Source organism: Pseudarthrobacter sp. S3, assembly GCF_050156905.1.
In the GTDB taxonomy this organism is placed as follows: domain Bacteria; phylum Actinomycetota; class Actinomycetes; order Actinomycetales; family Micrococcaceae; genus Arthrobacter.
This window is the reverse complement of the sequence record NZ_CP189583.1, coordinates 945,874-968,071: the sequence shown is the minus strand read 5'-3', so window position 1 is coordinate 968,071 and position 22,198 is coordinate 945,874. Positions and strand designations below refer to the sequence as shown.

At 65.2% G+C, this 22,198-nt stretch carries 21 protein-coding genes; 10 read left to right on the top strand and 11 right to left on the bottom strand.

Annotated elements, in window-relative coordinates; all coding sequences use genetic code 11:
- The first annotated feature begins 42 nt into the window (after positions 1-42).
- Genes ACQCSV_RS04725 through ACQCSV_RS04715 form a run of 3 tightly spaced genes read left to right on the top strand, consistent with a single transcriptional unit; the run spans position 43 to position 4,436 of the window.
- Positions 43-276, top strand: a complete 234-nt coding sequence (locus ACQCSV_RS04725) for a hypothetical protein (protein ID WP_354155797.1) — start codon at positions 43-45, stop codon at positions 274-276.
- A gap of 10 nt (positions 277-286) precedes the next feature.
- The gene (locus ACQCSV_RS04720; RefSeq protein ID WP_426939216.1) at positions 287-2,776 is read left to right on the top strand and encodes a helicase-associated domain-containing protein; all 2,490 of its coding nucleotides are present in this window, start codon (positions 287-289) and stop codon (positions 2,774-2,776) included.
- A gap of 13 nt (positions 2,777-2,789) precedes the next feature.
- Complete coding sequence (locus ACQCSV_RS04715) at positions 2,790-4,436, top strand: DNA repair helicase XPB (protein ID WP_426939215.1); 1,647 nt, start codon at positions 2,790-2,792, stop codon at positions 4,434-4,436.
- Between the two features lie 67 nt (positions 4,437-4,503).
- Here ACQCSV_RS04715 and ACQCSV_RS04710 read toward each other — a convergent pair whose 3' ends face one another.
- Positions 4,504-5,355, bottom strand: coding sequence for an FHA domain-containing protein (locus ACQCSV_RS04710; protein ID WP_426939214.1), 852 nt, complete (start codon positions 5,353-5,355; stop codon positions 4,504-4,506).
- Between the two features lie 27 nt (positions 5,356-5,382).
- Positions 5,383-5,640, bottom strand: a complete 258-nt coding sequence (locus ACQCSV_RS04705) for a hypothetical protein (RefSeq protein WP_282331085.1) — start codon at positions 5,638-5,640, stop codon at positions 5,383-5,385.
- Positions 5,641-5,947: 307 nt separating this feature from the next.
- Between ACQCSV_RS04705 and ACQCSV_RS04700 the strand changes: the two genes are divergently transcribed.
- The 3 genes from ACQCSV_RS04700 to ACQCSV_RS04690 all read left to right on the top strand — a co-directional run bounded on the left by ACQCSV_RS04700 (position 5,948) and on the right by ACQCSV_RS04690 (position 8,548).
- Entirely contained in the window at positions 5,948-6,658 is a 711-nt protein-coding gene (locus tag ACQCSV_RS04700; RefSeq protein ID WP_354159306.1) for a response regulator transcription factor, read from the top strand.
- A gap of 2 nt (positions 6,659-6,660) precedes the next feature.
- Complete coding sequence (locus tag ACQCSV_RS04695) at positions 6,661-8,151, top strand: ATP-binding protein (RefSeq protein WP_426939213.1); 1,491 nt, start codon at positions 6,661-6,663, stop codon at positions 8,149-8,151.
- A gap of 109 nt (positions 8,152-8,260) precedes the next feature.
- Complete coding sequence (locus tag ACQCSV_RS04690) at positions 8,261-8,548, top strand: WXG100 family type VII secretion target (protein WP_058932786.1); 288 nt, start codon at positions 8,261-8,263, stop codon at positions 8,546-8,548.
- Positions 8,549-8,568: 20 nt separating this feature from the next.
- Here ACQCSV_RS04690 and ACQCSV_RS04685 read toward each other — a convergent pair whose 3' ends face one another.
- The 6 genes from ACQCSV_RS04685 to ACQCSV_RS04660 all read right to left on the bottom strand — a co-directional run bounded on the left by ACQCSV_RS04685 (position 8,569) and on the right by ACQCSV_RS04660 (position 14,387).
- The gene (locus ACQCSV_RS04685) at positions 8,569-9,627 is read right to left on the bottom strand and encodes an RNase H family protein (RefSeq protein ID WP_426939212.1); all 1,059 of its coding nucleotides are present in this window, start codon (positions 9,625-9,627) and stop codon (positions 8,569-8,571) included.
- A gap of 200 nt (positions 9,628-9,827) precedes the next feature.
- On the bottom strand, positions 9,828-11,456 hold the full coding sequence (groL, locus tag ACQCSV_RS04680) for a chaperonin GroEL (RefSeq protein WP_058929984.1): 1,629 nt from the start codon (positions 11,454-11,456) through the stop codon (positions 9,828-9,830).
- A 290-nt stretch (positions 11,457-11,746) separates the two neighbouring features.
- A complete protein-coding gene (locus ACQCSV_RS04675) occupies positions 11,747-13,012 on the bottom strand; it encodes an ABC transporter substrate-binding protein (RefSeq protein WP_354222568.1) in 1,266 nt (421 codons plus the stop codon).
- 11 nt (positions 13,013-13,023) lie between these two features.
- Positions 13,024-13,230, bottom strand: coding sequence for a cold-shock protein (locus ACQCSV_RS04670; RefSeq protein WP_141139551.1), 207 nt, complete (start codon positions 13,228-13,230; stop codon positions 13,024-13,026).
- Positions 13,231-13,388: 158 nt separating this feature from the next.
- A complete protein-coding gene (locus ACQCSV_RS04665; protein ID WP_354155805.1) occupies positions 13,389-14,006 on the bottom strand; it encodes a LytR C-terminal domain-containing protein in 618 nt (205 codons plus the stop codon).
- Positions 14,007-14,057: 51 nt separating this feature from the next.
- Positions 14,058-14,387, bottom strand: coding sequence for a DUF3263 domain-containing protein (locus tag ACQCSV_RS04660; RefSeq protein WP_354155806.1), 330 nt, complete (start codon positions 14,385-14,387; stop codon positions 14,058-14,060).
- A gap of 133 nt (positions 14,388-14,520) precedes the next feature.
- On the opposite strand from ACQCSV_RS04660, the gene ACQCSV_RS04655 reads away from it, so the two are divergent.
- From ACQCSV_RS04655 to ACQCSV_RS04645, 3 genes are all read left to right on the top strand, one after another.
- Complete coding sequence (locus ACQCSV_RS04655; protein WP_354155807.1) at positions 14,521-15,291, top strand: uracil-DNA glycosylase; 771 nt, start codon at positions 14,521-14,523, stop codon at positions 15,289-15,291.
- Positions 15,292-15,305: 14 nt separating this feature from the next.
- A complete protein-coding gene (locus ACQCSV_RS04650; RefSeq protein WP_354155808.1) occupies positions 15,306-16,145 on the top strand; it encodes a siderophore-interacting protein in 840 nt (279 codons plus the stop codon).
- Between the two features lie 350 nt (positions 16,146-16,495).
- Complete coding sequence (locus ACQCSV_RS04645; RefSeq protein WP_354155809.1) at positions 16,496-17,377, top strand: metallophosphoesterase; 882 nt, start codon at positions 16,496-16,498, stop codon at positions 17,375-17,377.
- Positions 17,378-17,488: 111 nt separating this feature from the next.
- On the opposite strand, the gene ACQCSV_RS04640 is transcribed toward ACQCSV_RS04645, so the two are convergent.
- The 3 genes from ACQCSV_RS04640 to ACQCSV_RS04630 all read right to left on the bottom strand — a co-directional run bounded on the left by ACQCSV_RS04640 (position 17,489) and on the right by ACQCSV_RS04630 (position 21,492).
- Positions 17,489-18,976 (bottom strand): threonine/serine exporter family protein, encoded by a 1,488-nt coding sequence (locus tag ACQCSV_RS04640; RefSeq protein WP_354155810.1) that lies wholly within the window; start codon positions 18,974-18,976, stop codon positions 17,489-17,491.
- Between the two features lie 39 nt (positions 18,977-19,015).
- On the bottom strand, positions 19,016-20,332 hold the full coding sequence (locus ACQCSV_RS04635) for a peptidoglycan bridge formation glycyltransferase FemA/FemB family protein (RefSeq protein WP_354155811.1): 1,317 nt from the start codon (positions 20,330-20,332) through the stop codon (positions 19,016-19,018).
- An 86-nt stretch (positions 20,333-20,418) separates the two neighbouring features.
- Positions 20,419-21,492 (bottom strand): lipid II:glycine glycyltransferase FemX, encoded by a 1,074-nt coding sequence (locus ACQCSV_RS04630; protein ID WP_426939211.1) that lies wholly within the window; start codon positions 21,490-21,492, stop codon positions 20,419-20,421.
- A 158-nt stretch (positions 21,493-21,650) separates the two neighbouring features.
- On the opposite strand from ACQCSV_RS04630, the gene ACQCSV_RS04625 reads away from it, so the two are divergent.
- The gene (locus ACQCSV_RS04625) at positions 21,651-22,196 is read left to right on the top strand and encodes a TspO/MBR family protein (protein ID WP_354222564.1); all 546 of its coding nucleotides are present in this window, start codon (positions 21,651-21,653) and stop codon (positions 22,194-22,196) included.
- Positions 22,197-22,198 lie beyond the last annotated feature (2 nt).

The following is a 22,198-nucleotide window of genomic DNA, read 5'->3' as shown; positions in this document are numbered from 1 at the left end:
TTCCTCAAGGTTACCGGTCGCCCGGCTGTTAGCGTTACCTGCATGACACCCTCGCGATACCGGCGCCCACTGATGATCTGCGCAGCGGTTGTTGCCATGCTTTCCCTCGTGGCAGTGGGCGCCGTCATGGCGCTGGCCTTCGCAGGCTCCCCCGCTCCGGCCTGGGTCACCGCCACTGCCTTGTACGGGTTGCCTGTGGCGTTTCTGCTGATGCTCTTCCTGGTGCTGGACAGCGTGGCCGGCCGGCGCCGGGCAGGAAAGTCCAGCGGGCGGTAACGTTGGACTGATGTCCCTAATCCGCGCGCTCAGCAAAGAACTGGAAGCACGCAGCGATGACTCGTTGCGAGCGCTCTTCGCAGCGCGGCCGGACCTTATGTCCCCCGCGGTTCCTGACTTTTCAGCCCTGGCCGCCCGGGCAAGCGCGCGGGTCAGCGTCCAGCGGGCGCTCGAACGGCTGAACAGGCCGCAGATGCAGGTGCTGGAAACCCTGCATCTGTGCACCAACACGGACACCGAACACAGCGCATCTGCGGCGGGCGTCCGGAAACTCATTGCAGGATCCACGGTGGTGGCGCTGGAACGCATCCTGGCCTCGCTCCAGGAACTGGCTTTGGTGCACCGGGCCGAGCCGCCGCATGGAACGGCGGCCTCGGGCCATCGGCAGCGCTACTACCTGCCGGTGGGAAGCCTCAAGGACGTGGTGGGAATCTATCCTGCGGGGCTGGGGCGCAGCTACACCGAGCTGGTCAGGCTTCAGCCCGCGTTTGCCCAGCGGGTTGTCCAGCTCGTTGCGGAGCTGCACCGCAGCGGCGTCTCCATCCAGAACGCCACCACCCCCATGGAGGCAGCCTTGGCGCTGCAGCATTGGACATCCTCGCCCGAGGCACTCAGCGCGGCTCTGGCCGGAGCCCCGGAACGCACGACGGCGCTGCTCGCCAAATTCCGCAACTGGGCCATGGGTGCCGTCCCCCAGGCGCAACGGAAAGCTTCGGTCTCGAACCAGGGCGCCGACGTCGGGCCCGTGGACTGGCTCCTGGCCCGCGGCCTGCTGGTCCCCTTGGACGCCGCGCACGTGGAACTGCCGCACAGCGTGGGGCTGTCGTTGCGTGACGGCGCCATCATCAATGACTTCTCCCTTTCCCCTCCGGTTCCGGAACTGGGCAGCACTACCGCCGCACTTCGTCGGAACGCGGCGCTGGGCGCCATCGCTGAAACCCTCCGGCAGGTGGGGGATCTGCTCCATGCCGTCCGCGAACAGCCGCTGGCCACGCTGCGAAGCGGCGGCGTAGGCGTCCGGGAAATGAAGCGGCTGGCCGAGACACTGCGCATCGACCAGCACCGGGCGGGCCTGCTGCTGGAGATCAGCGCCCTCGCCGGCCTGTTGCGCCTCGATGTGGACTCGTCCTCCTGGGTGCAGCCCCCGCAGCTGGAGTGGCTGTCCCTCCCCCGCCAGGAGCAGTGGCTGTGGCTGGTCAACGCTTGGCTCGCGAGCGAGCGTGTGCCCTCACTCGTGGGTCAGCCCGTTACCGGCCCGGGCGGCGTTCCCGCCGTGCACCGTGCCGTGGCTGGGAATACCGTCAATGCCCTTTCAGCGGAAGCGCAGCGGCCGGATGCCCCGGTGGTCAGGAAGCGGATCCTGGAAATTCTGGAAGAGCTCACGCAGGAAGCTGCCGCTGCGGACGGCACGGCGCCAGTCCTCGACGCCGCGGCAGTGCTCCAGCGGGCTGAATGGACGCAGCCCCGGATGGCCCGCCGGTTCAGTTCCCTGATCAGAGGTGTGCTGGCGGAAGCAGAGCTGCTGGGGTTGATCGGCTCCGGTGCGTTGAGCCAGCTGGGCAGCGCCATTGCTGAAGACAAGCCGGACGAGGCCCTGGGCATCCTGGGCGAGCACCTGCCCGCGGCGCTGAACCACGTGCTGCTCCAGGCGGACCTGACGGCAGTTGCCCCGGGTTACCTGGCTCCGGAGCTGGCGGAAAAGCTGCTGTTGATGGCCGACGCCGAGGGGCAGGGGCCCGCCACCATCTACCGGTTCTCGGCCAACTCGGTCCGGCGCGCCCTGGATGCCGGGCATGACGCATCGAGCCTGCTGGTGTTCCTGCGTGAGCACTCGGCCACGGCAGTGCCCCAACCCCTGGAATATTTGGTGGAGGACACCGCGTCCCGGCACGGCCGGCTCCGGGTGGGAACGGCCGCCAGCTTTATCCAAAGCGATGATGAGGCAACGGTGCTGGAGCTGGCGGCCGAGTCCAAAGCAGCCGGGTTGGGGCTGGCCCGGATTGCGCCGACCGTGCTGATCTCCACTGCTCCGCCGCGGGAAACGGCGCAGGTCCTGCGCGGGCTGGGCCTCTCGCCGTCGGTGGATCAGGCCCAGCCCGGAGTGGTCCGGCTCCGGCGCACCACCGGCGTTCCGGGCAGCACCCGCCCCGTCTACACAGCGCCGCGGACCGCGCCAGCGGAGCACGACGTCGCTGCGCAGCTCGCCGTCCTGCGGAACGGGCGGCCCGCAGCCAACGGAAACCACACACGGGCAGTGCCGGGTACCGGCGAAGCCGCAACCCAGCTTGGCCTGGAGACCCTGCAGCGGGCTATCCGGCTTAAGCAGCGCGTGAGCATGAACGTAGTGGACAGCCAGGGGAATTGCTGCCTGGAGACAGTTGTTCCCCTCTCCGTAACCGGCGGACGCGTCAGGGTCTTCGATCCTGTCAAGGAAACCGAACGCGTGCTCTCCATCCACCGCATCATCGATATCGAGGCCGCAGAAGAACTGCGCCAGTGAAGGACGGCCCCGCGTGAACGACGGCCCGCTGATCGTCCAAAGTGACAAAACCATCCTGCTCGAAGTGGACCACGAACTGGCCACCGAGGCGCGCCACGCGATCGCGCCTTTCGCCGAACTGGAGCGCGCTCCGGAGCACATGCACAGCTACCGGCTGACCCCCCTGGGCCTGTGGAACGCGCGCGCCGCCGGCTTGGACGCGGAGAAGGTCCTGGACACCCTGCTCAAATACTCGCGGTTCCCGGTGCCGCATTCGCTGCTGATCGACGTCGAAGAAACCATGTCCCGGTACGGGCGGCTGCGGTTGGAAAAGGACCCGCAGCACGGCCTGGTGATGCGCACGGACGACTACCCTGTCTTGGAAGAGGTCATCCGGGCCAAGAAAATCCAGCCGCTGCTGGGTCCGCGGATCGACGGCGAAACCATTGTGGTCCATTCCTCACAGCGCGGCCAGCTCAAGCAGCTGCTCCTGAAAATCGGCTGGCCGGCGGAGGATCTGGCCGGCTATGTGGACGGCACACCCCACCTGATCGCCCTGAACGAGGACGGCTGGAAGCTCCGCCCGTACCAGCAGCTCGCCACCGAGAATTTTTGGGCCGGCGGCAGCGGCGTGGTGGTGCTGCCCTGTGGTGCGGGAAAGACCCTGGTGGGTGCCGCGGCCATGGCCACGAGTTCCACCACAACCCTCATCCTGGTGACGAACACCGTGGCCGCCCGGCAGTGGAAGGACGAACTGCTCAAGCGGACGTCCTTGACGGAGGATGAAATCGGCGAGTACTCGGGCGCGGTCAAGGAGGTCCGGCCGGTCACCATCGCCACCTACCAGGTCCTCACCACCAAGCGCGGTGGCCTCTACCCGCATCTGGAGCTCGTGGACGGCCACGACTGGGGCCTGATCATCTATGACGAAGTCCATCTGCTGCCGGCTCCGATCTTCCGGATGACTGCGGACCTGCAGGCGCGCCGCCGGCTGGGCCTCACCGCCACCCTGGTCCGCGAGGACGGCCGCGAAGGCGAGGTCTTCAGCCTGATTGGACCCAAACGGTATGACGCACCCTGGAAGGACATCGAAGCGCAGGGTTACATCGCGCCCGCGGACTGCGTGGAGGTCCGCATTGACCTGCCCCGAGACGAACGCGTGGCGTACGCCATGGCCGAGGACGCGGACAAGTACCGGTTGTGCGCCACCTCCGAGTCCAAGACCCTGATCGTGGAACAGCTTGTGGCCCGGCACCAGGGCGAGCAACTGCTCGTGATCGGGCAATACATTGACCAGCTGGATGAGATCGGCGAGCGCCTGCAGGCTCCCGTCATCAAGGGCGACACCTCCGTCAAGGACCGGCAGAAGCTCTTCGATGCCTTCCGCGCTGGTGACGTGAACACCCTGGTGGTGTCCAAGGTGGCCAACTTCTCCATCGACCTGCCGGAGGCCTCGGTGGCCATCCAGGTTTCGGGATCTTTCGGGTCCCGGCAGGAGGAAGCCCAGCGGCTGGGCCGGCTGCTGCGGCCGAAGAAGGACGGCCGGGCGGCCCGATTCTACTCGCTGGTGGCCCGGGACACCCTGGACCAGGATTTCGCGGCCAAGCGGCAGCGCTTCCTGGCTGAGCAGGGGTATGCCTACCGGATCATGGACGCCAAGGATGTCGAGCAGCCCGGCTGAGCGGCGTCCCTCGCGGCCCGGCCGCCTCCAACGTCAATTGATTCAGATCAGCGGGCCTCCCGCGTCATCACGAGACCCCTTGGGACGCGTCCCGTTCTGTGGCACCTGTCCGGGGGTCGAACTGCGGCCGCTGGTAGGCTAGTTCACCGCCGCTGCGTCCCCCAAACGGCCGGCCGTGGTCAGCGAACTCTTCCCGGAAAAAGGCGAGGCACCACTGCCCCATCTGGATCCGCGCACCTGTGCGGAGCACGGACTCACCTGTTGGGGAAACACTTCCGCCGACCTCACCGTGCGGAACCAGGATGTACTCGTCAGCGTCGCTGTGTCTGATCTGGGCGTGCAGCGCGTCCAGGCCCGCAAGCTGCAGGTCCGAGCCGGGGTCGCTGCCGATCAGCAACGTCTCCTTGTCCAGATTGACCTCCCGCGGAATCTGGCCGGTCCACGTGGACGAATTCTGGACAAAGATCAGTCTCGGCCGTCCGCTCCCACGGGTGTAGTGGGTGGTGGTGGCGCGGCGCACGATGTTGCGCCTGACCGTAGGCATCACGGGCAGCAGTGTCTGGGGCGGCAGCAGCGAAAATCCCTGGGCAGCACGCCTCCTGCCCGGCCTGATCAGCGGCATCAAGGCGCCTAGGTTCCCCAGCTTGATATTGGGAGACCTCGTGATCAGCCGCTGCGTAGGCGGGCTGTGAACCGCGCCGATACTGACAATGTGTCCGTCCGGACCCTCCACGGTCACAGTGAGTCCCTGCTCAGCGAACGTCTGGGCCAGGGGCCTTATCTGGTCCAGGGACGGCGCCCTGCCCGACAAGAACGGGTCAATGGCGTCTAGGGAGACCGCGACTGAGCTTCCGGCCGCCCGTGCACTGCCCTGCACTACGGTCCCCGACTCGTCCGTGTACGAGAAGTCCAAATCCATGTCCAAGCGGTATCGGACCACCGTGGCTCACCCTCGGTTCTTGTCGGACCCTGCGGCGTCCTTGTCACTCGTTGTCACCCGCAGGCTTCCGTTGAGCTTCCAGGTTGCCCGCGGTGCGTCGCTTCCGATATCGCGCGGAACCTCCACAGTCATGTCTATGAACTCATAGTTGATGGCCGCACCCTTACCGGTCAGGTACGACCACATCTCCTCCGCGAGGTCGGCCCAGTCGCGGATGCTGCGGTCAGAAGTAGCGGTGCTCTCTGTTGCGATGATGTCAGACATGGTCATTCCCGTTTCATTAGGCGATGATTGAAACCCCAGCGCGGCTCAGGCTAGCCCGCTGGCCCCAGCGTAGCCCCGGCCGTGACACGGCGAAACCCTGGAAGCGGTGAACGTTCCGGGACAAAAAAGGGTTCCCCTGGCTCCCACCGCTGCACATTATCCAGCCGCGGGAGGATAAAGCGGCCATGTCCAGCCTCCTGTCCGCCAATGAAGCCACGGAACGCCCGGACCCCTGCGGGCCACAGCTCCCACCGCGCTCACACCAGTCATCCAGAAAACTCACAGTTTCTGGGAGCATGATGGGAGCATGAAGAAGACCGGCCCAGAAGCCAAGCTGCTAGTTGTTGATGACGAACCCAACATCCGCGAGCTGCTGTCCACCTCGCTCCGCTTCGCAGGCTTTGAGGTGATATCTGCCGCCAACGGCCGCGACGCCCTGGCCGCCGCCGAGCTCCACACGCCCGATCTGGCGGTACTGGACGTGATGTTGCCGGACATGGATGGCTTCACCGTCACCCGCAAGCTGCGGGCTTCGGGCAAGCACTTCCCGGTCCTGTTCCTTACGGCGAAGGACGACACCGAAGACAAGGTCACCGGCCTCACGGTGGGCGGTGACGACTATGTCACCAAGCCGTTCAGCCTGGACGAAGTAGTGGCCCGCATCCGCGCGGTCCTGCGCCGGACCCAGCCCATGCTCGACGACGACGCCGTGATCCGGGTGGACGACCTGGAGCTCGACGACGACGCCCACGAGGTGCGCCGCGGCGGGACCGTGATTGAACTGTCCCCCACGGAATTCAAGCTCCTCCGCTACCTCATGCTGAACCCCAACCGGGTGCTGTCGAAATCCCAGATCCTGGACCACGTCTGGGAGTACAACTTCAATGGCGACGCCTCGATCGTGGAGTCCTACATCTCCTACCTCCGGCGCAAGGTGGACATTGATCCGGACGCACCGGCACTGATCCAGACCAAACGCGGAGTGGGCTACGTGCTCCGGACGGCAGAGAAGCGCTGACCTTGCTGCAGCGGTGGAAATCGGCCTCACTGAGGTCCCAGCTGGTGGCCATGATCATGGCTCTGCTGATTATTGCGCTGACTGCGACCGGCGCCGGCACCCTGACGCTGCTGCACAGCTACCTCCAGGCACAGGTGGATGACAAGCTGTACGCCGCCGTCGACCTGGCCAGCAAGCAGCGCTCGTTCACCCAGTTACAGGCACCCACCAACCCAATGGTCCCCAGTGACTACTCGCTGATCCTTCACACCCCCGGTGGGGACCCGCAGCTGTTGGGCGGCAATCCGGATGACCACCCCGACATCTCAACCATCTCCGTTGAGGACGCCCAGGACAGGGGCGCGCGTCCTTACCAGGTGCGTGGCACGGACGGCCATAATTGGCGGGTGGTCGCGGTGACCGTGCTCTATATCGGCCAACCCGCCGTTGTTGTCATCGGATTGCCACTGCAAAGCGTGGACGATGTCCTCAAGCACGCCACCCTGGTGGTCACCGGCGTCGGCCTGCTCACCCTGCTGCTGGCCTCCCTGATCGCCAGTTGGACCGTGTCGCGGTCGTTCCGGCCGCTGGCCAAAGTGGAAAAGACCGCGGCCGCGATCGCCGCCGGCGACCTCTCCAGGCGCGTGGACGTCGAGAATCCCGGCACCGAAGTGGGGCGGCTCGGCAGTTCACTCAACGCCATGCTGGCGCACATCGAGACGGCCTTCGCCGCCCGGACAGCCTCCGAAGGCAGAATGCGCCGGTTCGCAGCAGACGCCTCCCACGAGCTGCGTACCCCACTCGTGACCATCCGGGGTTTCTCCGAGCTTTACCGCCATGGTGCGCTGGCCACCGACGAGGACGTGGCCACGGCCATGGGGCGGATCGAAAGCGAAGCCAAACGGATGGGTTCAATGGTGGAGGATCTGCTCCTGCTGGCGCGCCTGGACGAACAGCGCCCGCTCCAGCAAAAGCCCGTTGACCTGCAGCTGATCGCCCATGACGCGGTGGTGGACACACAGGCAAGCGACCGCTCCCGTCCCATCTCCCTGGCCGGCCTTGGTGAGGATCGGGCCGCACCCGCTCCCGTGCTCGGTGACGAAGCAAAACTGCGACAGGTGGTGGGGAACCTGGTGGGGAACGCCCTGCGCTACACCCCGGACGGCAGCCCGATTGAACTCGCCGTCGGGGTCCGGACCTCCGACGGCGGGCAGCCGGTCGCCGTGATCGAGGTGCGGGACCATGGCCCCGGCATCTCAGAAGTGGATGCATCCAAGGTGTTCGAGCGTTTCTATCGGGCGGACACGTCCCGGACGCGGGAGACCGGCGGCAGCGGCCTGGGGCTCGCGATTGTCGCGGCCATCGTGGGATCGCACGGCGGGTCCGTCAGGGTGGAAACGACCGACGGCGGCGGGGCTACCTTGGTGGTCAGCCTGCCTGTTAGGGAAGACGCCACCGACGAGGCTCAAACGGGCAATGCCCACTCCGGCGATGACGAGGTTATCCACATATAGCCATGGAGCGTGGCGCGCGGGCAGTACCCGTCCGTAGGCTCGCTGTAGTGGCCCGGCGCAGCCGGGCGGGCAGCAGATGCTGTCCCACTACTTCGAGAGGCAGCTAGCCATGAGCATCATTTCCGTCGACACCGAACTCCTTCAGCTCAAGTCGGCCAACGTCAAAGCAACCGTGGACCGGATCAGCTCGGACGTCCAGACCATGAAGCGAGGCCTGGACGAACTGCAGTCCACCTGGCGGGGCTCGGCTGCCAACAACTTCCAGGCCCTGGTGACCGAGTGGACCCTCACCCAAGGCAAGGTGGAGGCGTCGCTGGCATCCATCAACATGGCCCTGGCATCGGCAGCGTCCACCTACGCACAGGCCGAGCAGGGCAACACCCAGCGCTTCAGCTGAGTCCGTGGCCGAAATGCCCTCTAGGCCTCCGGGGTCCCCTGGCGGAACCGGAGCCGCCATCTGTTGCCGTCCAAAACCCAGAGTGAGCTATGGAGAGCCGTGCCTGAGCGCGAGTAGCTTCGGCACGTCAGCAGGATCGCGTTGGTGCCGATGCGGTCCGCACCCAGGATCTCCAGCTCGGTATGCTGCACCGGTTCCTCTTCAAGCGCCATCATCGTCGCGTCACGGGTCCAGACTCTGCCCGAGGTTCCGATTTCCATAAAATCAGGGTGGAGGAGGACACCGGTACGGCCGATGTCGCCACGGATGTCGGGGTCCGACAATTCGCGTTCGAGGGCCTCGACGATCGCCTCTGGGCTCATCTCAGCCCCGGCGGACTCCGCAGGGATGAACGATTCGCTCTCCAGTTCACTGAAGAGGTCCGGCTCGTCGTAGGCGTCTTGGTTCACGAGGTCCTGGCCGTACGAGGCCTGACGGCCGGCACCAGCACCACCGGCTGTGGTGGCCGCCTTCAGGCCGGCTGCAGTGACGGCGTCGGGGCCGGCCAGCGCAGGACCTGCCCCGGAGCTGACGGCAACGCGGCTATCAACTGCTGGGCCAACAGCTTCCGGGGCTCCAGCGAAGCCTGGGCCTGACCGCGCTGCCACACCCTGCTGGTATGCCGTGGCGGCGGCACGCGCGCGGACATCGGCTGCCTCGTTGAGGTCGTGGCCGGCGTGGCCCTTGACCCATTCGAAGGTGTATTTCCGGCCGGCGATTTCCCGGTCAAGTTCCTTGAGCAGCTCCACGTTCAGTACAGGTTTGCCGTCGGCCTTCCGCCAGCCCTTGCGTTTCCACCCCGGCATCCACTTTGTGATGGAGTTGATCACGTACTGGCTGTCGCAGAGAACCCTCAGGTCCTCTTCCGGGACGTGCGCGGTGGCACGGAACAGATCCAGCACAGCCATTAGCTCGCCCTGGTTGTTGGTGCCGTGCGGCCATCCCCCGGCGCGCCAGCAGTCGTCGTTCACATACCAGGCCCAACCGGCCGGGCCGGGATTTCCTAAAGCCGAACCGTCGGCCGCTGCAGTAATTGTCACGGAACCATCCTGCCAGAGTTCCCTGACAGGCCATGGCCACCGGCCGCCGTTGCTCTATCACTTTTGGTTGCCAACCGGCCCTCTAAGGGACCATATCTGATAGAGCAACTTCCTGTTTGGGGGGAGGCGTTAACGCCGACGGCGGCCCCCACCGTTTGGTGAGGACCGCCGTAGTGCGTCTTACTGTGGGGAAAGTGGGGCTAGAAGCCGCCCATGCCGCCCATGTCGTCGCCGCCACCCATGGCCGGAGCGTTCTTCTCCGGCTTGTCGGCCACAACGGCCTCGGTGGTGAGGAACAGACCAGCAATGGAAGCCGCGTTCTGCAGGGCAGAGCGGGTTACCTTGACCGGGTCGTTGATGCCGGCAGCCAGCAGGTCGACGTATTCGCCGGTTGCTGCGTTCAGGCCGTGGCCTGCAGGCAGGCCGCGGACCTTGTCGACAACAACGCCAGGCTCGAGGCCGGCGTTGAAGGCGATCTGCTTCAGCGGGGCGTCGATGGCAACGCGGACGATGTTCGCACCGGTTGCTTCGTCACCTGTCAGGTTCAGGTTCGCGAACGCCTTGGCGCCGGCCTGAATCAGTGCAACGCCGCCACCGGCGACGATGCCTTCTTCAACAGCAGCCTTCGCATTGCGGACAGCGTCCTCAATGCGGTGCTTGCGTTCCTTCAGCTCAACTTCGGTTGCGGCACCGGCCTTGATGACTGCAACGCCGCCGGCCAGCTTGGCCAGGCGTTCCTGCAGCTTCTCGCGGTCGTAGTCCGAATCGGAGTTTTCGATCTCGGCACGGATCTGGGAAACGCGGCCAGCGATCTGGTCGGCGTCGCCGGCACCTTCAACGATGGTGGTCTCGTCCTTGGTAACAACAACCTTGCGGGCGCGTCCCAGGAGTTCCAGTCCGGCGGTCTCCAGCTTGAGTCCGACTTCCTCAGCGATGACCTGGCCACCGGTGAGTACAGCGATGTCGGCCAGTTGGGCCTTGCGACGGTCGCCGAAGCCCGGAGCCTTGACGGCAACGGACTTGAAGGTGCCACGGATCTTGTTGACGATCAGGGTGGCCAGGGCCTCGCCCTCGATGTCCTCGGCAATGATCAGCAACGGCTTGTTGGACTGCATGACCTTTTCCAGGACAGCGACCAGTTCCTTGACGTTGGAGATCTTCGAGTTGACGATCAGGATGTACGGGTCCTCAAGGACCGTTTCCTGGCGCTCAGTATCGGTAACGAAGTAAGCGGAGATGTAACCCTTGTCGAAGCGCATGCCTTCGGTGAGCTCGAGCTCCAGGCCGAAGGTGTTGGACTCCTCGACGGTGATGACGCCTTCTTTGCCCACCTTGTCGAGGGCTTCAGCGATCAGGGCGCCAATTTCGTCGTCACCGGCGGAGATGGAGGCGGTAGCCGCAATCTCTTCCTTGGTTTCGATTTCCTTGGCGGAGGCCAGCAGCTCAACCGTGACGGCCGCTACAGCTTTTTCGATACCGCGCTTGAGGGACAGCGGGTCAGCGCCGGCCGCGACGTTGCGCAGGCCTTCCTTGACCAGAGCCTGCGCCAGCACGGTAGCCGTGGTGGTGCCGTCGCCAGCGACGTCGTCCGTCTTCTTGGCAACTTCCTTGACCAGCTCGGCGCCGATCTTTTCGTAAGGGTCGTCCAGCTCGATCTCCTTGGCGATGGAAACACCATCGTTGGTGATCGTGGGGGCGCCCCACTTCTTTTCGAGGACGACGTTGCGTCCACGCGGGCCGAGGGTGACCTTGACGGCGTCGGCGAGGATGTTCAGGCCCCGCTCAAGGCCGCGGCGTGCCTCTTCATCAAATGCAATGATCTTGGCCATAACGGCAGTAGTCCTTTCGGGACAGTCGTTAAGAATGAACCTCACTGCAGTGCCCGCGACGGACGATCCTTCACCGGCGGCCTCTGTATGCCGTGGCTGGGGATCTCACTCCAGCTAGGTATTTCTCTCGCTCCACGACCGCCGCCAAGCTCCGATGCCGGAAAACCGGACGTTGCTTTAGCAGTCGATACGTAAGAGTGCTAACTCAATAATTAGCACTCCCTAGGTGAGAGTGCAAGCGAAAGGCCCCGCAAATCGCGCCGTCCAGGCGGCCCGTTCGCCACCGGCGATCAGCCTGCGACCCGGCCTGCAGCCTCACGGCCGGTGAGCACCGCCCTGTTGTCTGCGCCGTAAGTGAACACCATGTAGTTGGCCGTGGTGATATCACCGTTGGTGTCGAAGGCAACCGGCCCCGATTCGCCGTCGTAATTAATGCCCGCCCCGGTCTTCAGGACCGCGAGGCAATCGGTGTAGGACAGGCATGGCTTGGCGGCCGGGCCAGAGGCCTGCGCGGCGGGCTGCCCGCCTGCTGTCCCGCCGGAGACGGCGATCAGGTTCGCGGCAATGGAGCGGCCGGCATCGTCGTCGGCCTTCGCTGCGGCCAAGGCGGCGAGATTCACGGCGTCGTAGGTCTCTGCGGCGAACGAAAGGTCTTTCAGCGCAGGGTTGACCGCCACAAGACGGGCTTGGAAGTCCGCGGACGGCAACAGACCCGGTGCCACTGCACGGGCACCGTCGAGGGCCTTGGATCCCAGCCCCGAACCGTACTGGGCGAAGGCGCCGTCGCTCAGGATGATGCTCTTGCCCGAGAGCCCTGCGTTGTTGAGCTCTGCGAGGGCACCATGGGCGTCGTCCCTGGCGATCAGCACCACCGCGTCAGGCGTGGCGGCCTTGGCAGCGGCTGCCGCGTTCCTGGCGTCGCCGGGCTTGAAGGCGGTGGTGGAGACGGTGACCAGTCCGGCGTTCTTGGCGGCGCCGGCCACCGCGGCAGCTACATCTTTTCCGTAGCTCGAGTCCTGGTGGACCACGGCAAGGCTCTTGGCGCCGCCGTCCTTGGCCAGTTTCACCAGCACCGATGCCTGGGCAACGTCCGCTGCCGCCGTCCTGAAGTAATAGCCGCCGCTTTTGTAGCGGGACAGGCCGGCAGCGGAGTTGGCCGGCGAGACGAGCGTGACGCCCGCAGCTGAGAGGACGTCGATGGCGGCGGCGGCGTGGCTCGAATCGGTCGGTCCGATCACCGCATCAACTTTGACTGAGGCCAGGTTCCTGGCCTGGGCGTCGGCGCCCTCGCCGGTGCCCACCACGAGATCAACAGGCCTGCCCTTGTGGCCGCCGGCCGCATTGATTTCCTTGACGGCGAGTTGGGCCGCAGCGAGCTCCGAGTCGTTGAGGAAGGCCTGTTTCCCTGTGCTGTCCTGAATCAGCCCGATCCGCAGCGTGCCGTCACCGGATGCTTCAGCCGATTCAACCCGGGCGTTGCCGCCTGCCCCGGCGCAGCCGGCCAAGGCCAGCAGGAGTGCCGCCCCTGTAGTTGTGCGGACGATTGTTGCGCGCAAGCTGCGGGAGATCACTGAGCGGGCCGGACGTTTTCTGCCTGCGGGCCTTTCTCGCCTTCGCCGACCTCAAGCTCGACGCGCTGGCCCTCATCCAAGGCCCGGTAACCTTCGCCCTCAATGGCCGACCAGTGCACAAAGACATCGTCCCCGGAGCCGTCCACCGTAATAAAGCCGTAGCCCTTTTCGGCGTTGAACCACTTAACCGTTCCCAATGCCATGATGTCCGCTCTTTTCCGTCGTGCCGTCGGTCCCCGTCGGAAGTGTGCCGCTTGTTACGGACCGAAGCCTGAAATCACTCTAGCGACAAGCCATCCGGCGGGCCGAGCCACACGGCCGCTCCGGTGCCCAAAAGTTATTCAGGCGTGACCGCGCGGCATCACTTGTAGCCCGGCCCCAGGACAACAACCAACGGCACCTGGAATTCCTGGGTCTCCACCAGCGTGGGGACGTTCAGGAGTTTCGAGAGTGCTTCTGCGTTGGCTTTCTGCGCCGGGCCTGCATAGAAGATTGCGGATGTCTTTTGCGGAGCGCCGCCCCAGTTTCCCACCTGACCCAGGGTCCAGCCATCGGCCTGGACCATCGAGCTGATGCGTCCGGCGAGCCCGGCCGTACCTGCCGCGTTGTAGATGGCAACGCCCTGGGTCTTGTCCAGCACAGCTGCGGAGGGGACGTTACTGGGCGAAGCGCTGGGCTCTGCGTCCGGGCTCTTCGAGGGCTCCGGGTCCGCGGAAGATTCAGCGGTGACGGACGGTGCCGCGCTTGCCTCGGGTGCCGCGGTTGATTCCAGGCTGGTTGAGGCTTCGCTGCCGGCCTGGGTAAACCCGAGCTTGGGAAGGATCAGGAAGGAGACCATTCCGATGGCCAATGCAACAATCCCCACAGCAAGGATGGGCCACAGCTTGCGGCGGGCCGGCGCCGAGGCCGCACGGTGGACGCCCTGCCGCGAGGCGGACTCCGGAACCTTGTCGAATTCATCCCGAGCGTATTTGGTCATGGTGGGGAGACGTCCTTGTTGATTGCTGCTGATGGCTCAGCACGAGCGTGGTCAGGCGTCGGAACCCAGGCGTCGTGCAGTGCGTGCCCGGTGACGCGACGTACGTAGTCTACGCAATCTCTTGACCAGCATGGGGTCGTGGGCCAATGCTGCCTCGGTGTCAATAAGGGCGTTGAGCAGCTGGTAGTAGTGGGTCGCGGACAGGTCGAACAGCTCCCTGATGGCCTGTTCCTTGGCCCCCGCGTATTTCCACCACTGCCGCTCCAGTGCCAGCATCTGCTGGTCGCGCTCGCTCAGGGGAGAGTCACGGAGGGTAAAATCCGCCAGCAAAGAGCCGCGCTTCTCAGGCTCCGGCACGCGCTCCCGAGCAGGTTCCGCCACGGAACACCCCTTCGCTGGTCTTGCTGAATCACCGGTTAAGTTTCAAAATCTGCTCCCCATGTTACGGCGTAAATAACACCGATGTCATTTGCGCCCCGGCTGCAGTGGCCGGTAACCCTGCGAGAATGGGAGCGTGTTTGATTCTGACGCGCTGTTCGAACTGACGGCAGACCCGGCCGAGCCCGTCGGCTTTGCCGAGATGGCCGTTTTGCCGCTCAGTGCGCTGATGGCGGCCGACTGGGCGGAGACGCTGGGCCCCGTTGAGGGTGAACTGCGTGGCGTCCTGAACTTCCTGGCGACCGAAGTTGCCGCGGGGCACCACGTGCTACCAGCGCCGTCGAACGTTCTGCGCGCCTTCCGGCAGCCGCTGGCCAGCGTGAAAGTCCTGGTAATGGGCCAGGACCCCTACCCGACGCCGGGCCATGCGATCGGCCTGTCCTTCGCCGTTGACGGGCGGACCCGGCCCATCCCGCGGAGCCTGGCGAATATCTACCGCGAACTGGAGGCCGATCTTGGCCTTCCCGCGCGCGTCCACGGTGACCTGTCCGCCTGGGCCAGCCAAGGGGTCCTGCTGCTGAACCGGGTCATGAGCGTCCGGGCAGGGGCTGCCGGCTCCCACCGGGGCAAAGGCTGGGAGGCCATCACGACGGCGGCTGTCACCGCGGTTGCCGGCCGGCAGACGTCCGACGGCGGCCCGGCGCCGCTGGTGGCGGTGCTGTGGGGCAAGGACGCGGAGAGCGTCCGGCCCCTCCTGCCAGGCGCGGCGGTCGTGTCCAGCGCACACCCCAGCCCCTTGTCTGCGTCGCGCGGATTCTTCGGCTCCAGGCCCTTCAGCACCATCAACCAGCTGCTGCAGGACCAGGGCTGCCCTGGCGTAACCTGGGCACTCCCTCCGGTCCCCTAGCTTAGGGTTACCTTATGAGCACTGTTCCGGCCGTCACCAGCGCCACAAAAAATACACGTCCGCAGATCGGTCTCACGGTCATTCGGCGGGAAGAACTCTCGCCCCACATGGTCAGGATCGTGGCCGGCGGCAAGGGTTTCGCCGCCTACGTGAACAACAGCTTCGTGGACCGCTACGTCAAGATTGTCTTCCCGCAGCCCCACATTAACTATGCCCAGCCCCTGGACTTGTGGACCATCCGCGAAACCATGCCCCGCGAGCAGTGGCCCTTCACCCGCACCTACACGGTCCGCTGGGTGGACACCGAGGCGCAGGAACTTGCCATCGACTTTGTGATCCACGGCGCCGAGGGGCTGGCGGGTCCGTGGGCGGCTGCTGCCAAGCCCGGCGACACCATCACCTTCACCGGGCCGGGCGGCGCCTACAACCCGGCGCCTGACGCGGACTGGTACCTCTTTGCCGGCGATGAGGCCGCACTTCCTGCGATCGCCGCCGCCATTGAATCGTTGCCTGCTGAAGCGGCCGGCCTGGCATTTATCGAGGTGGACAGCGATGCCGACATCCAGTCCGTCGCGTCCCCTGCCGGGGTTCAGGTGACCTGGCTACGCCGCAACGGCGCACCGGCCGGCGTCGGGGACCTTCTGGTCTCAGCGGTGGCCGGCGCCGAATGGCCTGCCGGCCGGGTTGACGTTTTTGCCCACGGCGAGCGCGGCTACATGAAGGGCCTGCGGGACGTGTTTTTCGTCCAGCGCGGCCTGGAACGGAACCAGGTTTCGCTGTCCGGCTACTGGGCCCAGGGCCGGGTGGAGGACGACTTCCAGGCCGAAAAGAAGCTCCCCGTAGGGAAGGTCTGACCCGTAGCCAGCACTTAGCGGACTCTGACCAATCGCCCAACAAATGGTCCAAATCTTGTCCGGCGCACCACACAGGCCTAGACTCACCGTAAATGGCCCTCCGGCAGCTGCTGATCGGGCTTTCGGTTACGCCGTTCGAGCGTCCCGGGGAGCCGTCATGAATGCTACGACCAGGCGATTCCTCCGCCGGGTGTTTACCTTCTGCCGCGCAGTGGTCAAAACAGCAGTGTTCGCGCCAATGGTCGCCCGGTCAGCATCCGCCCCGGCCCGGATCTGGGCGGCCCTGTCCTGGGCCACCCTCATCTACCTTGCGGGCTTCGGCGTGCCAAGCGGCGCCGGAGGGCCCACCCGTGCAGCCGCAGGAGCAGCCAGCCTCCGAAGAACAGCCTGACTCCGACTCGAGGTCTGTTCACTTCACCGCAGCCGGGGACATCGGCATGGGCGGCGGCGCCAAGGCAGTGCTCGACGTGATCGCCGGGCTGAAGCCGGATCTAAACCTAGTGCTCGGCGACCTCTCTTACCAGACCGGCACTGGGCAGCCGTTCTGCGACATGGTGACAGCGAAACTTGGCCAGGATTTTCCGTACGAGCTGATCACGGGGAACCACGAAAGCGACGGCCACGACGGCGCTATCGGCACGTTCGCCCATTGCCTGCCCAACAGGCTGCCCGGGTCGCAAGGCACGTACGGTACGCAATGGTACGTCGACGTGCCCCGGGACCGCCCCCTGGTGAGATTCATCCTCATTTCTCCCGGGATTGATTTTCCCGGCGGACAGCCCCTGGACTATTCGCAGGGCAGCAACCGCTGGCGCTGGACCGAATCTGCCATCGACGGTGCCCGAGCCGCAAACATCCCCTGGACTGTGGTGGGCATGCACACCCCGTGCTTCAGTATGGGAGACTACGGCTGCCAGCCCGGGGAGCGACTGACGAACATGCTGGTGAGCAAGAACGTGGACCTCGTGCTCACCGGCCACCAACATGTCTATCAGCGGACACGTCAACTCCGCCTGACTGAACGTTGCCCCGTGCTGGTCCCCGGAGAGGCCCGGGACGATTGTGTGGCCGACTCCGACAACCACCTTGCCAGAGGCAGGGCACGGTCTTTGTCACGGTCGGCGTGGGCGGCGCCGGGCACCACGACGTCCAAGCCGATGATCCTGAGGCCGGCCTGTTTGCTGTCTGGACAGGGAAAAACAGAGAGCGGACCCTGGGAACCCTGGACGTGAAGCTAACGGACTCCCCCGCCTGGACGCACGTTTTGTGCCGGCTGCCGGGTCCACCGTCACCGATGCCTTCGCGGTTGAGCGCTAGGCGCGGGCTTTAGTGGCTGGCGCTAGCTAGCGCCTCCGGGCGCGGCGCCGCTCGTTGCTGGCCAGGCCGCGTGTCAGCGGCCGCGCCAGGGTGTCGCCGAGCACGATTCCGCCGGCTGTGCCCAGGACGATCGCGCCGGCGTTGAGCATGCCGCCAGCACCAAGGAGAACTTCTGATTCCTCCATGGTCAACACATACATGGACCGGAAGATGGTCAGCCCGGGCAGCAGGATCAGTGCCGCCGGGACCGCTACCACCAGCTGTGGTGCGCCCATCTTAAGCGCCACCACGCGCGCCAGCAGGCCGATCACGACGGCGGCGAGCGCCGGGGAGAACCGGTCCCCGACGCCGAAGGACGCGGCGCCCAGCAGCACAAAATAGCCCACCACGCCCACACCGGCGGTGGGCAGCAGCAGCTCCCAGGAGGTCTGCTCGGTCACGCCGATGGCCATCACTGCGACGGCGATAAAGATCACCAAGACCCAAAGGTCGTAGGCAGGCGGGAACGTCTGCGTGACACTAATGGGCTGCATTCCGGTCATCTGGCCCACCACAAAGGCCACTGCAATCCCGGACACAATCGCGCCGAACGTCAGCACGGTGGACAGGAACCGTCCCGCTGCGGTCACGGGAAAACCGTTGATGGCGTCCTGGACCGAGGAGACGAGGCGTCCCGTGGGCAGGAGCAGGAGGATGCCACCCACCACCACAATCGATGGTGCATTGGTGAGTTCAAAGCGCCACAACAGCAACGCGGTGAGCGTAACGCCGAAGGCGCATGCCGCCGTCGTGAAGAAGTCCGGAACCCGCCACCGGCCCAACTGGCGGGCGAGCAGGCTGACGCCGATGTTGGCCGCGAAGGCAATGCCCGAGGAAACCGGTCCTCCGCCGAGCACGCCCACAAAAGCTGCGGCGAACACGCCGAACGCTATGGTGACCATCCAGCGCGGGAACGGTTTGGGGCTGGTGATGGCCTCGTCCAGACGGCGGATGGCTTCATCGCGGCCCACTCCCCCGGCCACAATGTCCGTCACCAGCCGGTGTACCTTGGCCAGGCCGGCATAGTTGTTGGTCCAGGACCGCACCACCCGAAGCAGCGAGATGGGCGTCTGGTCCTTGGGCGCATAGTTGATGGCCACCGACTGGTTGGTGATGTCCACTTCAATGTTTTTGAGCCCCAGCGCCGCGGTGACGGCAATGATGCTCGTCTCCACTTCCAGGGCACCTGCCCCGTACCGGAACATGGTCTCGGCCAGGTGCAGGGAGAAGTCAAGGGTCTTGCGTGCGGAGGTGTCCACGCCTCCCACCTGGATCATGGGGTTGGCGTAGGGGCTGCCGGCGAGCCTGTCCACGATGCTCAGCGGCGCCGTCGGCGGGTCTTCCCCCCGTACCAGGCGCCGCAGCATCCTCTTGGCCGCGGCATCCTGGTGGAGCTGGGAGGGTGTCAGCGGCTCTGTTTTGGGCAGGCCGCTGGTGGGAGGCCTGCGCCTTGGATTTTCAGGTCGATCGGTCACCTTGGTGCTCCTCCCTTTATGGCAGTTCGTGGATTGGTGCTAAGCCCGGCGTTTGAGTGGCAGTTTGCCCAGCAGCGTGCGGGCAGCAGCGATGGCCGTGCGGACCAGGCGGTTGGCTTGGAAGGCTACCGGCCGCACGGGCATCACGAAGTCACCCAGCAGCTGGACCACGTCGCCACCGAAGCCCTTCTTGAACTCGTAGCCGCCGTGACCTTCTTCGTCCTGTCCCTGGATGCCGAAGGTGCCGTAGAAGTTGTAGCGCGAGTAGCCCTTGTCCAGGGCGTGCAGCATCATCCCCCAGTACAGCGAGGTGGCGCCGTTGAAGTAGATGTAGTCCTGCTTGGTGCCGCCGATAACGCAGACCACCTCGTCGCCGAAGCAGACGAAGTGGATGGCGGCCACTGTTGCCACTCCCACGGAGTCCGGGAACCGCTCGATGTCCTTGAGGCTGCGTTCGTAGCTGTCCACGAGGTCCTGGACCACTTTGAGGCGGTTAGCCTTCTTTTTGCTGCCGGTCTCTTCCACTTCACGGCGGAGTTCGACTGCGGACGCCGCTTCCGCTTCCAGTCGCTCGGTGATGGACTTCCGGTACTCGGGGATGTCAATCTTGGCCATCATGAGCTTGGTGAACTCGGCCGAGGTGGTCCGCAGGAGCTGTTCGTAGTATTCGCGTTCCCGGTAGAAGAAGCCCTTCTCGTCCCCCGCGGTGCTCAGCGCATCGTAGAACTCGTCGAGGGTTTCAAGGGTCGCCTGTTCCAGGAACACGCCGTTCTTTTCGGCCTTCCGGATGGCCTTCCGGGTCCGGTAGTTGGTGCCCATGATGAGCTCCTCGGCGTCCGTGATGCCCTCGAGCTGCTTGATGAACATCCAGTTCACGTTGGCGAAGTTCATGTCCGCGCCCTGGTGTTCAAGACCCAGGGCCGCCAGTTCCGCCACGAGCGGCCTGTTGTCAAGGATCTCGGGGTGTTCGGCACCGTCGGCATCGCGGGCGATGTACGTCAGGTTCGGGGAAATCCGCAGTTCGGCAGCCTTGCGCTCCGCGGCACGTTCCTTAAGGAGTCCGACGACGTCACTCACCAGGGCGGCGTCCGTGTAGTCCAGGAGGGGGCCCTTGGCGCATTCGCACACCCTGTAGCCCCAACGGTTGGTGGTGTAATTCAACTTGCCGGCTGCGACCAGAACGCCGTCGCGCCTGACACCGAACAGCTCCACTGCCTGGCCGCGGGCGCTCTGGAAGCGGGTGAAGTCAGCGGACTGGATGAAGTTGTTTTGCGGGTGCTTGAGGGAGAAGGACTCAAACTCGGCGTCGCTGAGGACGCTGAGCTGGAGACCGGCTCCGGCTTTGGTGGGATTCACGGAAGTAACCTCATCTATGGCCGCGCTGCCGCATGGGGCAGGCGCTGGCCTTCGTGGTGTGGATGGTGAGCGTGGCTGGCGGACTGTCAGTAGAACTGCTGGCCGCTGCGTGCGGTTTCCAGCCTGCGGAAGATCCGTTCCGCGCCTTTGACCCACAGGGCATGCCTGACGGGCGACAGCACGTAGTCGTAGCAGCCGACGAAGTCCGTGATCGTTTTGGTGAAGCTCGTCTTGAACATGCCCATGCCGTACAGGTGGTGGGACCTGTCCTTGATCAGGCTGGACGGCGGGGTGCCGCAGAAGTCGTACTCGGTACAGCCGAGTTCCTGCATTCTTCGGATGGCCTGCCACTGGACCAGGTGCGAATCGCCGTACTGCTTCCTGTTCTGAGTGGAGCCGCCGTCCTTGTAGGTTGCCTTGGATCCGTAGTTGATCACAAAGGCGCCCACACTGGGTTTGCCGTCCTCATAAACGAAGAAGAAGTTACCTTGGCCGCGGGTGCAGAATTCCTCCCAGAACCGGGTGTAGTACTCGAGGCTGCGCAACGGCATAGAGCCCTTGGCGTTGACGGTGTCCGCCATCAGGTCATACAGCGCCCGGTACGTTTCCGGGCCGGGCTCCTGCTGCACCACCGCGCAGCCTTCACGCTCTGCCCGGCGGATGGCGTTGCGGGCCCGGGAGGAGATGGACCGGAACACCTGGTTCTCCGGTGCCGCGATGTCCAGCAGGGCGGTGGAGTCATTGGATTGGATGTTCGGGGCCTTCACCAAGCCGGCGGCGGCGACGTGCGCCCGGGCTTCCGGGGTGGACACAACGTCGGGTTCAATCTTGATGGTGAAGACGTTGAGGTTCCGGCTCCGGGCGAACGCAGCGCACGCGTCCAACACCGGCTTGAGGTCCTCGACGGCACCCAGGTCAGGGCCCTTGATCAGGTACCACAGGACGCCCAGCACCGGGAATTTCTTCTCCAGCACCAGGTTGTAGCTGGCGGTCCCGGCAGACTCCAGGACCAGGAAGCGGGCGGTCCAGCCGCTGCCGTTCTTCACGGACGCGTAGGCGGCGGACTGCAGCATGTTGCCGCCGTTCGGGTTGGCCGTGACGTGCTTGTCCCAGTTCTCAATTTCCTCCGCTGTGGCAAAGCGGGCGGTGAATTCTCGCAAGGGGGCCGTGTCCAATCTCAGGGGTTTGTGCGCGGTTCTGTACTCGTGGCTACGTGCGGACATGTAGCCACAAGTCTAAAGCCTGATCTGGCCCGGGCGTTTCAGCCCGGTCCCGGGACTACCTTGACCGGCAGGCAGCGCTTCGCAAGGGTTGACCCATGGAGTCGCCATCAGACAGGTCCATCCACCACCGCCAAAACGCCACCGGGATCCGCGGGCGCGGCGTGCAGGTGGCTGCCCTCGCGCTCTTCCTTGCGGCCTCCGCCCTGGTCGCTTGGCTGGGTGCCTTTGCCACGGTCAACAACGTGAACGGGTGGTACGTCGACGCCGACAAGGCTCCCTGGTCGCCACCCAATTGGCTGTTCGGGCCAGTGTGGACGATCCTCTACACAGCCATGGCCGTGGCCGCGTGGCTGGTCTGGCGCCGCGGCAGTCCGGAGTCGCGTCCGGCCCTGGTTATCTACGGAATCCAGTTGTTCCTGAATCTTGTGTGGACACCTGTCTTCTTCAGCCTGTATCCGCTGATCGGGACGGCCGCTTTGTGGCTGGCTTTTGCGGTCATCCTGGCGCTGATCCTGGCGGTGACGGTTACGGTGGTCCGCTTCGGCCCGATCAGCAGGCTGGCCGGGATCCTGTTGTTGCCTTACATAACCTGGATCGTGTTCGCGTCGTCCCTCAACCTGTGGGCAGCGCTGACTAACTAGCC

Coding starts and splice junctions, on each gene's coding strand:
- ACQCSV_RS04625 (WP_354222564.1), top strand. CDS start 21,651: ATGGAGTCGCCATCAGACAGGTCCATCCACCACCGCCAAAACGCCACC.
- ACQCSV_RS04650 (WP_354155808.1), top strand. CDS start 15,306: ATGAGCACTGTTCCGGCCGTCACCAGCGCCACAAAAAATACACGTCCG.
- groL (WP_058929984.1), bottom strand. CDS start 11,456: ATGGCCAAGATCATTGCATTTGATGAAGAGGCACGCCGCGGCCTTGAG.
- ACQCSV_RS04665 (WP_354155805.1), bottom strand. CDS start 14,006: ATGACCAAATACGCTCGGGATGAATTCGACAAGGTTCCGGAGTCCGCC.
- ACQCSV_RS04725 (WP_354155797.1), top strand. CDS start 43: ATGACACCCTCGCGATACCGGCGCCCACTGATGATCTGCGCAGCGGTT.
- ACQCSV_RS04720 (WP_426939216.1), top strand. CDS start 287: ATGTCCCTAATCCGCGCGCTCAGCAAAGAACTGGAAGCACGCAGCGAT.
- ACQCSV_RS04700 (WP_354159306.1), top strand. CDS start 5,948: ATGAAGAAGACCGGCCCAGAAGCCAAGCTGCTAGTTGTTGATGACGAA.
- ACQCSV_RS04690 (WP_058932786.1), top strand. CDS start 8,261: ATGAGCATCATTTCCGTCGACACCGAACTCCTTCAGCTCAAGTCGGCC.
- ACQCSV_RS04670 (WP_141139551.1), bottom strand. CDS start 13,230: ATGGCATTGGGAACGGTTAAGTGGTTCAACGCCGAAAAGGGCTACGGC.
- ACQCSV_RS04705 (WP_282331085.1), bottom strand. CDS start 5,640: ATGTCTGACATCATCGCAACAGAGAGCACCGCTACTTCTGACCGCAGC.
- ACQCSV_RS04710 (WP_426939214.1), bottom strand. CDS start 5,355: ATGGATTTGGACTTCTCGTACACGGACGAGTCGGGGACCGTAGTGCAG.